Origin of the sequence: Geomicrobium sp. JCM 19037, from assembly GCF_000698105.1 — a bacterium.
GTDB lineage: Bacteria > Bacillota > Bacilli > Bacillales > Marinococcaceae > Geomicrobium_A.
The window spans coordinates 13267-27155 of record NZ_BAWZ01000017.1 but is presented as its reverse complement, the minus strand read 5'-3'; the positions used below and the strand labels follow the sequence as shown (position 1 = coordinate 27155).

Here is a 13889-nt window from a genome sequence, read left to right as displayed (position 1 = left end):
TCCATCACCTCTGTTAGCACTCAATCAGTTCGAGTGCTAAATCTACTCCAAATTTATCAAATGGCTCTGTCTTTGTCAACGAATGAGATGCGTGTCTTTAGGAAGCAAAAACTTTTCAAACACCTCATTGCCGAGAAGCTGCCCTCGTTCCGTTAACCGCAAATGATTGTCCCGCCATTCAACAAGACCGTCATCAACGAGTGCAGGTAAGACGTTTCTGTACAGTTCTGCCATGTCAATGCCGTACTTTTCACGAAAACGATCGGCTCGAACCCCTCTGTTTAAACGTAATCCTAAAAACATTTCTTCTTCCATTTGCTCAGTCATCGAGAGCGCTTCAGATTTTCTTGTAGGCAGCTTCTTCTCTTCAATAGACTTCAAATAGTGAGGGATCGGCCGATGTTGCTGTACCGACTGCCGTCCATATAGCCGTGTGAACCGGCGCCCAAAGCAAGATACGGTTCGTTTTCCCAATAGAGCAAGTTGTGCAGACTTTCTTTGTTCGGCTTGGAAAAATTACTAATCTCATATTGGAGGAAACCTGCATCTGCTAAACGCTGAATCAGCCACTCATACATATCCGCTTCTTCGTCTTCATCCACCGGCGTTAGCTTTCCGGCTTTTTTCCAATTATGAAATTGTGTTTTTGGCTCAATTTTTAGCCCATAAGCGGAAATATGATCCGGATCTAAGGAAATGGCTTTTTCAACCGTCGCTTTCCACTGTTCATCCGTTTGAGCAGGCAGTGCATACATCAAGTCTATCGAGACGTTGTTAAACCCTTGATCTCGGACCCGATGAATCAATCGCTCCACATCTTCCGCTCCGTGCGTTCTCCCAATTTGTTGCAAAAGCTCAGCATCGAAAGTTTGCACTCCGATGCTCAAGCGATTCACTCCTGCTTCTTTCAATACGCGTAATTGCTCATCTGTCACCCCATCAGGGTTCACTTCCACAGTCACTTCGCTCATTTCATCCCAATAGACGCCCACTTTCTTTAGACCGAGGAACAACTGCTGCAATTGCTCACTGTTCAGGGCAGTTGGTGTTCCACCACCAACATAAAACGTATCGGCATGATACCTTCCATTTTCCACACGCCATTTGCCTTCCGTAGACAGTGCACGAATATACGCATCGACGGGTTGGCCTTCGAGAAGGACTTTATTGAAATCGCAGTAGTGACAGATCTGTTTACAAAAAGGGATGTGTACGTACAATCCTTGTTTCAAACGAGCACGTCCTTTTTGTTATTTTTGGTCGTCCATCTTCAGCACACTCATGAAAGCCTCTTGAGGTACTTCAACGTTACCGACGTTCTTCATACGACGTTTTCCTTCTTTTTGTTTTTCAAGAAGCTTTCTTTTTCTCGTAATGTCCCCACCATAACATTTGGATAGTACATTTTTTCGAAGAGCTTTAATCGTTGAACGGGCAATAACCTTATTTCCAATCCCTGCTTGCACAGGCACTTCGAATTGTTGTCTAGGAATCAATTCTTTTAGCTTATCTACAATAATCTTTCCACGTTCATACGCCATATCTCGATGAACAATAATCGACAAAGCATCGACTTTCTCACCGTTTAAAAGAATATCCATTTTGACAAGCTTAGACTCGCGATAGCCAATCATCTCGTAGTCAAAAGAAGCATATCCTTTCGTGTTCGATTTCAATTGATCAAAAAAGTCATAGACAATCTCGGTGAGTGGGAGCTCATAAACGAGATTTACACGATTTTCATCCATGTACGTCATATCAATGAAATTGCCGCGTTTCCTTTGGCACAAATCCATAACCGCACCGACGTAATCATTCGGAACCATGACGGTACTTTTCACATATGGCTCTTCCACATAATCAATTGATTGTTGGTCTGGCATGTTTGACGGGTTATCAATTTTCACCATTGAACCGTCCAATTGATGCACGTGGTAAATAACACTTGGCGCTGTTGTAATTAAGTTAATGTTGTACTCACGCTCAATGCGCTCTTGCACAATCTCCATATGCAAAAGCCCTAAGAATCCACAACGAAAACCAAACCCTAGTGCTTGTGAAGTCTCCGCTTCGTATTGCAACGCACTATCATTTAACTCAAGACGTTCAAGTGCATCCCTTAACGCATTATAATCACTCGCATCAATTGGGTATAACCCACAATAAACCATCGGGTTCATCCGCTTATAACCAGGTAATGGTTCAGGAGCTGCTCATGGACGTGGGTAATCGTATCCCCTACCCTTGAATCCCCGACATTTTTAATGGATGCGGTAAGGAAACCAACGTCCCCTACTGTCAATTCATCTGTAGCTACTGGTTTAGGGGTCATAACCCCAATCTCTGTCACTTCAAACTCTTTACCCGTTGCCATCATGCGAATCTTATCGCCTTTTTTGACCGTTCCTTCAGCAATCCTTATGTAAGCGATAACGCCGCGATAAGAATCATAAAGCGAATCAAAGATTAATGCCTTTAAAGGTCCGTTTGGATCGCCTGAAGGTGCAGGTACTTTCTCAACCACTTGTTCAAGAATATCTGTAATGCCGATCCCGCTTTTACCGGAAGCGTGCACCGCTTCATCAGCTTCTAACCCGATCACATCTTCAATTTCTTGTTTCACACGTTCTGGCTCTGCACTTGGCAAGTCGACTTTATTAATGACCGGCAAGATTTCTAGATCGTTATCAAGAGCTAGATACACGTTTGCTAATGTTTGCGCTTCAATTCCTTGGGAAGCATCAACAACAAGAAGTGCCCCTTCACATGCGGCTAAACTTCGTGACACTTCATAAGAAAAGTCCACATGCCCTGGGGTATCAATAAGATGGAAAATGTATTCTTCTCCGTCTTTGGCGACGTATTTCAGTTGCACAGAATTTAATTTAATCGTAATGCCTCGTTCGCGCTCCAAATCCATAGCATCGAGGAGCTGATCTTGCATTTCCCGTTCTGATACGGTCTTTGTCTGTTCTAGTATTCGGTCTGCTAACGTTGATTTCCCATGGTCAATATGGGCAATGATAGAGAAGTTCCGAATTCTTTCTTGACGAGTCTTGCGCTCATTATTATTCATACAATCACTCCTGATTCAGGAACAAGCAACAAACGCTTTCGTTCCCGCGATGAAAACTACCCTACATTATAGCAATACCCTAGCTGAACAGCAATTCTTAAACGGTGATTCCTAAGAAAAGAAACGCCTAGCGGGGAGATCCGCCAAGCGTTTTTCCTAAATCCGAGAAGAAATTACCTGATTCTTGCTCACGCAACTGCTCTTGCCGTTCCATCAAATCTTTTGTGTCTTCAGAGCTTGCGTTTCTTTCAACCATCACTTCTTCAGATACATCTCGTTCTTCATGATATATCTCTCCCCATTGATAGTACGCATAATAATGGCCAGTAAGGATACCAGATAAAAAGAGTGTTAGTGCTGCAAAGATTGAAAGAAACCCTCGCTTCATCTTCATCATTGTTCCACTTCTCCTTCCACCTGTTCATAAATGTAGTCAGCAATAATGTCCCCTACTGCTTCAGCACTTCGATTTAATTCCTCAAAGTTGTTCTGAATGCCACCAAATTCTATGAGCATCGCGTTTGGCGATAAATCTTGATTATACACACCATCTACACCAGACCCTCCGCGTTCTAAAACCCCACGACTTAAGCCTGGGTATTCTTCTTCAATACGATAATGCATTTCTGTTGCTAGATTAAGATTTCGTTCATATTCTGGATGGTCTGTACCAACAACAAAGAACAAGCGAGCCATCGGCTCTCCATTAACCGTTGCGGTTGTAATGTCACGAGGTTGAGAGTCTCGATGAATATCTAGAAAAAATTCTAAGTTTTCATTTCGCTCAATCGCTTCAACAAGCACATCTCTTGATAAGTCATAGGATCGACTAAAATGTAAACCTTGATCAAGGAGACTGCATGAATATCGTCTTCGTTTACTTCGACGGGTATCCCGTGTTCTTGGAATTGCTCTCCAAGATGCTTGCCAACTTCAACAATATTGTCTTCTGTATCATAATCTTGACCATCACTATAAGGATGAAACGCTTCTCGATTGTGGGTATGCACGATATGCACAATCGCTTCTTCATCCATAAGATTTCTCTCTTCACTGTCATCTTCTGCTGGAGCGCTCTCTTCTTCATCCGTTGTCGTAAAAGCATCTGGTGGAGGTGAAGACTCAATAGACATTGTCGTTAAGTCTGTTCCTTCTCCTGCCACGACAAGACGGTCGTCAAATGCCGAAAAACCAGGAATTTCTCGGCCTAAAAAAGTCCGTGGATCCTCTAAGTTCAATTGTGTTGTGAGTTCTAGCGCTACTGAAGCTACATTCAAATCCGCGATCTCGGGATTTGCTTCTAAATAATAGCGATTTTCAGAACCCATAAGATGTAAAAATAGATCACTTTGCATTTGGGATGTCCATTCATGGACAGCTGTTGACGAAAACCGGTTAAAATTCCCTGCAGTTGTGAGCATGGCAACGATGACAAACGTAATGACAATCATTGACACGATCGCAATGAATCCTGACTGAATTTGATTTTTTGACATCGTTACAACTTGTGGGTTTCGTTGTTTAACGTGCAAGGCTTCTCCCCCCTCACGTTTCTATTCTATGAGGAGTAGAGAAGCTAGAACCAAAACTTTCATATATGATAGATTCGTTAATGTGTATAATGACCGCTCGCTTCTTCTGTAATCGCCTCGTGCAAAGCAATGTTAATCCCCTCTGCTAAAACATTGGACATATCATCCATGAACGTATCTACCTCTTTAGGGGTGACCATCAAATTGTGGCCGAGGGGATTTAGCACTTCCTGAATGAGCTGGCGTTTCTCTTCTTCTGATAACGAGCCAATGATGCCAAAATACTTTTGTTTATCATCATCCTCAAGTTTATCCTCATCGGTCAGTTTCTTTCTTTCCCCAAAGGTCATGCCTGATGGACTAATGATTGCGCCGGTTTATCACGGTCGTTCATCTCTCTCCCAAAATGTTTAAACAAAAAGTCGATCGTGTCACTCGTAATCGACACAGCGTCTACGACAGTCGGAATGCCAATCGCGAACACCGGCACGTTGAGGGTTTTCTCATTAATTTCCTTGCGTGCATTTTGAACACCAGAGCCTGGGTGAATTCCTGTGTCAGAAATTTGCACCGTTGCGTTCACTCGTTCAATCGACCGAGCGGCAAGTGCATCGATCGCTATAACAAAATCAGGTTTTGTTTTCTCGACAGTACCAAAAATGATTTCTGACGTTTCAATACCTGTAATCCCCATTACACCAGGTGTTAGCGCAGATACAGAACGAAATCCGTCATCGGTTGATTGATGACCCAATTCAAACAAATGCCTAGTAATGACAAGCTGCTCTACCGTTTTCGGACCGAGAGCATCAGGTGTGACATCGCGATTGCCAAGTCCAACAATTAAACACGTGCTGTCTTTTTTTATTCCGTGATTCGCTAAAAATGTTTTCAATTCTTTACTTAACAAGTGGATGAGCTTTGATTGCATCGCTGTGTCTTTTTGCCTTAATCCAAGCGCTTCAAGTGTTAAATATCGGCCTGCTTTTTTTCCAGTAGACTCCGCAGCTTTTTCATCAATTTCAACAAACGTAATCGTAATCTCATCTTCTTCACGTTCTTCTACGTGAATGCCACTTCGGTGTCGCTCGGGTAAAATGTTTTCATCTTCTACCGCCAAATCACTGCGCGGAATGAACATACGGTCATCTTTCATCCTAATTCCCTCTCTTTTTTCGAAAGTAGTTGTATCATCTCCCTCTCTCATTGATTTATTCGCTCTTGCAACGCCGGTAAGTATTTGGTACAATTCATCTGTCATGCATTGAGGAATCAATGAACGGTCAAACATGAAGAACTTGGACTTCTAAATGAACCCAAGTTTTCTGAGAAAGTTTTAGAGCAACTTGGGGAGGTGAACGACTTGGCAAACATTAAATCAGCGAAAAAACGTATTCTTGTTAACGAGCAAAAGCGTGTGAAGAATCAAGCTTTCAAATCTGCGATGCGTACAACGATCAAGGAATTCGATAAAAAAATCGAATCCAACGATGTAGAAGGCGCGAAAGCAGTGTTCCTGCTTGCTGAACAAAAGGTAGACAAAGCGGCGAACAAAGGGCTTATTCATAAAAACAAAGCTGCACGTAAGAAGTCCCAAATGGAACGTAAACTTAACGCAGCTGCGAAATAATGACGATTGCACAAACGACTCCTCGAGAGTCGTTTTTATTTTGGTTCAATCTAAAAAATAACGCCAACGTGAACAAATCGTTTACGTTGCGTCTGAGTGTATATATAGGATGACCTTTAAATTCCCCAAACTTGGGCTATTGTTTGTCACTTTCCACTACAGGCCGATGCCAGCACTACAGAGCAAAAGGACAACATCCACCGTGTTTTCTATGCAGTGGAGGATCGGTCACGAGATTACTTCAAAAAACAGCGTCTTACTCTCTAAATTTCTCGTTAACATGAACCATAGGGTCCTATGTGGGGATTACAACTATATTCAGCTTTGCGATCGTACATTATCCCATCATAGAACCGCCTATGTGGGGATATAGTCTTTCTATGTGGGGATTCCTGCTAAAATTTGTTACTCATTGAGGAGAATTCCATCATAGACATGGTCTACGTGGGATTTTCTATTTATAGCTAACCAAACATTGTTATACGTTTATCAATTTCTCTTTTTCAGCGAGCTTCTGATGAGCTGCGGGGTCTCGTCTAGGTCCTGGTTCCTTAGACGTCACCGCCTTTCATTCTCATTAACTGTCTGAATGGCATCGTTTGTGTACTAGAGGTCCTTAATTGTGCCTCTGAACGCTATTCATACATTTTGGGTGTCAATGGCAGTCATCAAAACCATTCCTTACTACATCTACTGCGAACGATTAAGATCGAGCTTCAATGACGTAGCACTTTAGTCTTTAACGATTGGTTTACCTTTGGTTCTTTTAGAAATTCTGTAATTCAAGTTATGCCTTTTATTATTTCGTTGCAAGCGTCCCAGGTAGCGTAGCGATATAGAGCTTGAGTGCGGTATGCTTTTCGACGAGTCCTTGCTTCATTTTGTAATCAACTTCAGCTAAATCAGACAAAGCCCGGTAAATGGCGGTGCTTTGTAAACCCTTTGCTTTATTTCGGATTTTACCGACGACAAACGGTGGCACACCAATTGTGCCTGCCATTTTTTGTTGGGAATACCCGCGATGATCCATATCCAGCACTAAGCTCATCATCCTTAGCTGCCTCGCAAGTAAAACTGTAATTTTTATCGGCTCTTCCCCACTATTCATCAGTTCATCGTACAATACGAGCGCTTTTTCTGTATTCCCTTCGCTCACCCGATCAATGAGTGTGAACACATTATCTTCGAGGCTTTTGGGAACAAGTTGGTCTACCATGCTTTCGGTGATGATACCACCCTCACCTGCGAACAATGCACATTTCTCAACTTCGTTTTTTCGAATATGTAAATCGGGTGCTGTAATGGAAAGAAAATGTTCCAATGCTCTCGGTTCAAATTGTACCGTCCACTTACTAGCCAATCTATTCAACCACTCTACTTGAGCACCGTGCTCTAGAGGCGCTGCTTCAATAACGGTCGCTTGTTTTTTTAATCGCTTCACAATTTTCTTTCGCTCGTCTAATTTCTGAGACTCGACGGTAATGATAAGAATATCGTCAGACAACCCTTCCTCAACATACCGCTCCAGTTGCGATAGATCATGGTCAATCGATTCCTTTGACTTTTGACCTGTCAGGAAATACGCATGTTTGAGGACAATCACCTTTTGATTCCCAAAAAATGATGCCGTTTTCGCATCCTCAATGCCAGCTTGTACCGGGGTTTCAGTTAGATCATATTGAGAGAAGTTAAATTCTTTCTCATCCGGTGATAACACCCGATCCGTAAGCGTTTGAATTACGTCTTCAATCATGTACGCTTCTGTACCGTACAATAAGTATAGAGGTTGAAGATTCCCTTTTTGTATTTGCTCGATTGCTTTTACGTATGTGCTCATCTTATCACTCTTTCATACATACACTTCGTTAAAAATGCCATCCTATATTTAGTGTACCATCGTTTTTCTATACGGGAAAATCGAATAAAGACAGTGCGTATGATCGCACTGCCCAAAATTTATATGAACGTCGACTCGAGAGACTAGGAACTGACAAATCGACGGTACACATCCGCATCTGTTCATTTCTTATCGTATCCTATGCCCCGAGTGATTATAGGTGACAACTCTTACTAAAAATGAGAAAAGCGACTAGAACGTATGGTTTTGTATGAATAACAATTGGTGGTGGATTTTTTTTCATGGTTGTCTTATACTTGACGAAGAATGAGGAGGGTCCGATATGAACAACGAGTTTGAAAAAGAAGTGCAAAGTAAGCGTAATGACTTTAACGATGCAATCGTAGGCGTAGGCGTATCTTTCGGTTTCTTTTCTCTAATTTTTATTATTGGTGTCGTCATTGAATTTGCTAGTCGCATGTAATGATTCAAACCACCACTCAGAAGAGCTAAATCTCATCGGTTTAGCTCTTTTATCGTTCAACGAGACTCGTTTCAACGTACCAACCGTTGTTTTTATAAGTAAATCGAATCGCACCGTGCTCATACGTGCCAAGAATTCGCACGCCCTCTTTGTTTAAACGCTCTACAACTTCATCATGAGGATGTTGAAAACGATTATTCACCCCAGCAGAGATTACAGCAACTGTAGGGTTTAACTGCTCCAAATATACGGCAGTAGTTGACGTACGACTCCCATGATGCCCGGCTTTTAAGATGTCTGTCTTTAAGTTTGGATAACGCTCGATGACTTGCTTTTCCCCATCCTCTTCAAGATCTCCCGTAAACAGCCAACGCATGCCTCCTACATATGCATCCAACACAATGGATGCATCGTTTCGATTGTGCATTGGCCCGTCCCCTGGGTGTAACACTCGGAATATAGCCTCGCGGGACTGCCACGTGTACCCATCCGAAATTAACTGAAGCTCTACACCTTTATCCAACGCCTTTGTAATCAAAGACCGCTCCGCATCTTCGGCAATATCAACGTCCGGGAAATACATCTTATCAACAGGAAATTCCTCCAACACCGCGAACAATCCTCCGATATGGTCGTAGTCTCCATGCGAAACGATTACCTTATCAATTTTTTGAATGCCTCTTGCTTTTAAGTATGGAATGACATTTTGCCTACCCGGATCACTAGGAACCTCTCGTTCTTGCCATTCTTCTTGAGGAAATGAGATATGTCCCCCAGCGTCGATAAGATACGTCCCTTGCCTGTGCGGCAGCTCAATAAGAATGCTGTCTCCTTGACCCACATTAATAAACGTCACGGTTACACTTGAGTCGAAAGCCTTCGAATAAATCGGATAGGCGGCACATAACATAAAAACGCCAATCCCTACATAAAGCTGAATGTGTTTTCTTATTTCATACAAGTAAAACAACACGACAGCAATTGCTGTTGTTACAATCACCCACGTGACAGACACTTCCCCAAATACTGTTGTGCCGTATACACTTCCTTGCACCGAAATAAAAAAGTGGTGAATTCCTCCCAACCCCTTTGATAAAAGGTGCAACCACACGTGGGCAAGGTCATGATGAATGAGCGTAAGAAAAAACAATACCCACATCGCCGGCAAAACAATGATTGAAATGATCGGTACGTAAACGATATTTAAAATCAAACTCCATAATGAATACGAGTGGAAATAATAGATGATGAGTGGAAAGGAGAAAACTTGCGTAACGATCGCAACGTAGAGAGATTGCTTCGTTTTACTTTGGAACGAACGAAGGATGTAAATCGAAGTGATGATAGACCATGTGAGCATAAAAGAGAGCTGAAACCCCACATGAAAGATATAATATGGGTTGAAGCAAAGCATGAGGATATAGGCTGCGGAAAGTGTATGGAGAGGGTGAACATGAAAACGAAATCGCACAGCTAAAAATACGATGAGACTCATACACACTGCGCGTACGACGGATGGGGCTCCTCCTGCTAATACCGCATACAACGGTAACAATAAAAACATCATTTCTGCCGCTCGTTCTCTCGTTACGCCAAATCGGATGAATAAGAAATAGACGATGCCACTCACAATACCAATGTGCAATCCTGAGATGGCGAGCAAATGAACTAACCCTAGTTGTTGGTAAGCTTGGAGGATATCATGTTCAACTTTTGAACGACCTCCAAACAATAGAGCAGAAGCTATTCCTTGAATTCCCGCTGGGAAATGCTCTTCAATATGCTGGATGGCATAATGCCTCCATTGTTTAATGATTAGCGAATGATAGCGATCTGTATGTGTACAAACGACGTTTTCATGATCAGCAGCCATCGTCCAATGAATCCTCTGTTCATAAAGATAACGTTCATAGTTGAGGCAGAAAAATTACGCTGACCCGATGGGACTCGCAATTCGCCTTCGAGTATACAACGTGTCCCCGGCTTTGCATCGTCTCGCCAAACTCGAGATCCTCTTCGTTACTGAGCCTTATGAAAGATTGAATCTTTTCCCCTTCGTAAGAACGCAACAAAAACGATACTTGACTGCCGTCGATGGATACGACATCCATGATTGCACCTTCGATTCGCTTCGTATCGTCTGTAAGTACACTTTCATTCAGACGGTCTACGTTCGCCGCCCACAGCCCTGAACAAAGCGAAGATACAACAACTACTCCAATGGACAAGATTGCTTTTCTCTTAGGTAATTTAAGGATATGAAGGAAGAGGAGAACTCCAGCAGTGACTAAGAGCACGGCTGGAGTAACTGGAAGAAGAACTGCAAACATAGTAAAAGTGATGGTTACAGCAATAAGAGGAGTATGTGCGAGTAAAGATTTGAACATGCTTATAGTTTCTCTAACCCAATGGCGAGGTCTTGGATGATATCATCTGCATGTTCGATACCGACAGAAAGTCGAATGAGTTCGGGCTTTACACCTGCTTGTTTTTGTTCTACTTCGCTCAATTGTTGATGTGTTGTGCTTGCTGGGTGAATAACCAATGACTTCGCATCCCCAACATTCGCAACGTGAGAATGAAGTTGTACATGATTGATGAACGCTTTGCCTTCTTCCATCCCACCGTTTACACCAAACGTCAAAACTGCCCCTGGACCGTATGTGAAATATTTGTCAGCTAACGGCTTACTAGGGTGTGAATCTAATCCTGCATAATCGACCCAACTTACCTTCTCATGGCTTTGCAAGTATTCGGCTACTTTTTGAGCGTTCTCTGTATGCCGTTCCATTCGTAAATGAAGCGTTTCTAAACCTTGCAACATTTGGAATGCATTTGTTGGCGATATTGCTGGACCAATATCTCGAAGCAAACGCACGCGCGCTCGAATAATAAATGCCAACTCACCGACCGCTTCCGTATAAACGACACCATGATAGCTCGGGTCCGGCTCACTAAACATCGGGAACTTTCCATTTGCCCAATCAAACTTTCCACTATCGACGATCACGCCAGCAATCGACGTTCCGTGGCCCCCGATAAACTTTGTTGCCGAATGAACGACGATATCCGCACCGTGCTCAATCGGCCGACATAAATACGGAGTAGCGAGTGTCGCATCAACCATTAGCGGCAACCGTGCTTCATGGGCGACATTTGCGACACTTTCAATATCAAGAATTTTCCCGTCTGGATTGCCAATTAGTTCCCCGTAGACGAGTTTCGTATCGGCTGTTATCGCCTCTTTGTAAGCGTTTGGATCATCGATGGGCACGAAATGCACTGTGATGCCCATATCCGGCAACGTGTGCTTAAATAAATTGTATGTGCTCCGTACAATGAGCTAGATGCAACGATCTCATCTCCTGCTTTACAAAGGTTTAGAATCGCTAAGTGAATTGCCGCACTTCCACTTGCTGTCGCTAAAGCACCTACCCCTCCTTCAAGAGCAGCTACCCGTTTCTCAAACACATCTTGTGTCGGTTCATGATGCGAGTATAAATATTCCCGGTCTCAGCTAAAGAGAAAAGATTCGCCGCGTGTTCAGTATCATGAAACCCATACGATGTGGTCTGATATATAGGCACCGCTCGCGCTCCTGTCGTCGGATCAATCTCTTGCCCACCGTGCACAGCAATCGTTTCTAACTTCCAATTTTCTTTCATCTCCATCGTCCTCTCACCCATCGTTTTAGAGGCTAGTAGCCAGCAGAAGCTTCCTCATCAATACTCACTTGCCAAAGCGGAAATTGCCCATTTGGGTAATGAATAAAGTCATTTACTGATGAATTGACCCCGACGACATAATCGGTGTGCAATGTGTAAATCATCGGCGCCTCATCAATGAGCGTTTGTTGCACTTGACCATAAAGGTCTTGTCGAGCTTCCTCATCTAGTTCAGCACGTGCCTCATCTAATAGATCGTCGACTTCTTCGTTATGATATAACGTTTGGTTCCCCGCAGAACCGAAGTTATCAGAATGGAAAAGTGTTCTCACGCCATTGTCTGCGTCTCCGGCTGAAATAGACCAGCCGAGAATGAACATTTCCGTATCCCCCGCATCAACAAGGTCCAAGTACGCACCCCATTCGACTTCTTCAATCGTCACATCTACACCGATCTCCCCAAACTGATCTTGGGCAAGTTCAGCAATTTGCACCCGCATCGGATTAGCGTCATTTGTGTGCATCGTCGCGCTAAAACCATCTTCATACCCTGCTTCTGCAAGTAATTCTTGCGCTCGCTCTGGGTCATATGGCAGTGATTCAACATCAGGACTTGATGCATTGACAAGATCGTTAAGTGGTCCGTCGGCTACTGATCCGTACCCTTCGTATAACCCTTCAACAATCGCTTCGCGGTCAAGCGCCATCGACAGCGCTTGTCGGACACGCTCATCATCAAATGGCTCTACTTCATTGTTAAACCCGATGTAATCGATCCCGAACCCTTCTTGAGAAACAACGTCCATGTTATCCAACGCTTCCATTCGAGCAACATTCGCAGGTTCAATCTGTTGCATAAAGTGGGCTTCGCCTTGCTCCATCATCGCCATCCGCGTCCCTTGTTCAGGTACGACTCGCAACGATACTTGGTCTAAAATTGCCGGTTCTCCCCAGTAGTCTTGGAAATTAGCTAGAACAATTTCATTGTTTAGGTCCCATTCTTCTAGCTCAAATGGGCCTGTTCCAACTGGGTTAGTTGCAATTGGTGTCTCTTCTTCGTTGGCAATCGCTTCAGGCTTAAAATACCAGCTGACCCGTGAGCGAGGTGTTGCAGCAACGGGGCAAAAGGCTCGTCAGTGGAAATATGTACGGTGTACTCATCGACGGCTTCCACTTCGTCAACAGGACCAAACAGATTCGCTCTTGGCGACGCCGTATCGGGGTCTAGAAAGCGGTCGAAGTTCGTGACGACAGCTTCTGCGTTAAACGCCGCACCGTCATGAAACTCTATGCCTTCACGAAGCTGAAACTCCCAAGTCAACTCATCAATCTGTTCATACGACTCAGCGAGTACGGGTTCCAATTCCATATTCTCGTCAAACATGAGTAAATTTTCGTACAAATTAAGAGTGACGATGTGCGACGGCACGTCAGTAATTTGGTGAGGATCTAAAGTGACTGCATCCGCTGGCATGGCCATAATGAAATGTCCGCCATCCGACGCCCCTTCCCCATTCGCGTCAGTTGCCGTTTCTTCTGCACCTTCATCTGCAGGGTCACTTGTACAAGCTGCTAACGCGAGACCAAACGTCGAGAATGTAAAAAATGCTGTTGTCTTTTTCATCTTATCTTGTCCTTTCTTGTCGTCGTGTTCCGATTGTAATA

At 43.5% G+C, this 13889-nt stretch carries 12 protein-coding genes and 3 pseudogenes; 2 read left to right on the top strand and 13 right to left on the bottom strand.

The features are described from left to right. Window positions 1-75 precede the first annotated feature (75 nt). The 7 genes and pseudogenes from JCM19037_RS27220 to gpr form a co-directional block, all read right to left on the bottom strand. Window positions 76-327, bottom strand: coding sequence for a hypothetical protein (locus JCM19037_RS27220; protein ID WP_238544672.1), 252 nt, complete (start codon window positions 325-327; stop codon window positions 76-78). Between the two features lie 50 nt (window positions 328-377). Then, complete coding sequence (gene hemW / locus JCM19037_RS11125) at window positions 378-1232, bottom strand: radical SAM family heme chaperone HemW (RefSeq protein WP_238544671.1); 855 nt, start codon at window positions 1230-1232, stop codon at window positions 378-380. An 18-nt stretch (window positions 1233-1250) separates the two neighbouring features. Further along, window positions 1251-3076: pseudogene (gene lepA, locus JCM19037_RS11120) on the bottom strand (translation elongation factor 4). Window positions 3077-3203: 127 nt separating this feature from the next. Then, a complete protein-coding gene (locus JCM19037_RS11115; protein WP_042401061.1) occupies window positions 3204-3473 on the bottom strand; it encodes a hypothetical protein in 270 nt (89 codons plus the stop codon). Next, complete coding sequence (gene spoIIP / locus JCM19037_RS28490) at window positions 3470-3880, bottom strand: stage II sporulation protein P (protein WP_052363802.1); 411 nt, start codon at window positions 3878-3880, stop codon at window positions 3470-3472. Before spoIIP ends, JCM19037_RS11115 begins: the two co-directional genes overlap by 4 nt. After that, complete coding sequence (locus JCM19037_RS28485) at window positions 3844-4608, bottom strand: stage II sporulation protein P (RefSeq protein WP_052363801.1); 765 nt, start codon at window positions 4606-4608, stop codon at window positions 3844-3846. The genes spoIIP and JCM19037_RS28485 overlap by 37 nt, the downstream gene beginning before the upstream one ends. Window positions 4609-4685: 77 nt before the next feature. Continuing rightward, window positions 4686-5764, bottom strand: a pseudogene (gene gpr, locus JCM19037_RS11105) (GPR endopeptidase). 207 nt (window positions 5765-5971) lie between these two features. On the opposite strand from gpr, the gene rpsT reads away from it, so the two are divergent. After that, window positions 5972-6238 (top strand): 30S ribosomal protein S20, encoded by a 267-nt coding sequence (rpsT, locus tag JCM19037_RS11100; RefSeq protein WP_042401058.1) that lies wholly within the window; start codon window positions 5972-5974, stop codon window positions 6236-6238. A gap of 799 nt (window positions 6239-7037) precedes the next feature. Here rpsT and holA read toward each other — a convergent pair. After that, window positions 7038-8075, bottom strand: coding sequence for a DNA polymerase III subunit delta (gene holA / locus JCM19037_RS11095; protein WP_042401054.1), 1038 nt, complete (start codon window positions 8073-8075; stop codon window positions 7038-7040). Between the two features lie 343 nt (window positions 8076-8418). On the opposite strand from holA, the gene JCM19037_RS24345 reads away from it, so the two are divergent. Continuing rightward, complete coding sequence (locus tag JCM19037_RS24345) at window positions 8419-8559, top strand: YqzM family protein (protein ID WP_042401052.1); 141 nt, start codon at window positions 8419-8421, stop codon at window positions 8557-8559. Between the two features lie 49 nt (window positions 8560-8608). On the opposite strand, the gene JCM19037_RS11085 is transcribed toward JCM19037_RS24345, so the two are convergent. From JCM19037_RS11085 to JCM19037_RS28480, 5 genes and pseudogenes are all read right to left on the bottom strand, one after another. Beyond that, window positions 8609-10432 carry a DNA internalization-related competence protein ComEC/Rec2 gene (locus JCM19037_RS11085; protein ID WP_052363800.1) on the bottom strand — a complete coding sequence of 608 codons (1824 nt, stop codon included), beginning with the start codon at window positions 10430-10432 and terminating at the stop codon, window positions 8609-8611. A 34-nt stretch (window positions 10433-10466) separates the two neighbouring features. After that, window positions 10467-10787 (bottom strand): hypothetical protein, encoded by a 321-nt coding sequence (locus tag JCM19037_RS11080; RefSeq protein WP_152549038.1) that lies wholly within the window; start codon window positions 10785-10787, stop codon window positions 10467-10469. A 161-nt stretch (window positions 10788-10948) separates the two neighbouring features. Next, a pseudogene (locus JCM19037_RS11075) lies at window positions 10949-12230 on the bottom strand (O-acetylhomoserine aminocarboxypropyltransferase/cysteine synthase family protein). Between the two features lie 26 nt (window positions 12231-12256). After that, on the bottom strand, window positions 12257-13267 hold the full coding sequence (locus tag JCM19037_RS22735) for an ABC transporter substrate-binding protein (RefSeq protein WP_255357899.1): 1011 nt from the start codon (window positions 13265-13267) through the stop codon (window positions 12257-12259). Next, window positions 13228-13848, bottom strand: coding sequence for an ABC transporter substrate-binding protein (locus tag JCM19037_RS28480; RefSeq protein ID WP_193744743.1), 621 nt, complete (start codon window positions 13846-13848; stop codon window positions 13228-13230). Before JCM19037_RS28480 ends, JCM19037_RS22735 begins: the two co-directional genes overlap by 40 nt. Between the last annotated feature and the right edge of the window lie 41 nt (window positions 13849-13889).

What these genes read in the sequence shown, in the direction of transcription:
- JCM19037_RS24345 (WP_042401052.1), top strand. Translation starts at nt 8,419, where the DNA reads ATGAACAACGAGTTTGAAAAAGAAGTGCAAAGTAAGCGTAATGACTTT.
- holA (WP_042401054.1), bottom strand. Translation starts at nt 8,075, where the DNA reads ATGAGCACATACGTAAAAGCAATCGAGCAAATACAAAAAGGGAATCTT.
- JCM19037_RS27220 (WP_238544672.1), bottom strand. Translation starts at nt 327, where the DNA reads ATGACTGAGCAAATGGAAGAAGAAATGTTTTTAGGATTACGTTTAAAC.
- JCM19037_RS28480 (WP_193744743.1), bottom strand. Translation starts at nt 13,848, where the DNA reads ATGAAAAAGACAACAGCATTTTTTACATTCTCGACGTTTGGTCTCGCG.
- JCM19037_RS11085 (WP_052363800.1), bottom strand. Translation starts at nt 10,432, where the DNA reads ATGGCTGCTGATCATGAAAACGTCGTTTGTACACATACAGATCGCTAT.
- JCM19037_RS11115 (WP_042401061.1), bottom strand. Translation starts at nt 3,473, where the DNA reads ATGATGAAGATGAAGCGAGGGTTTCTTTCAATCTTTGCAGCACTAACA.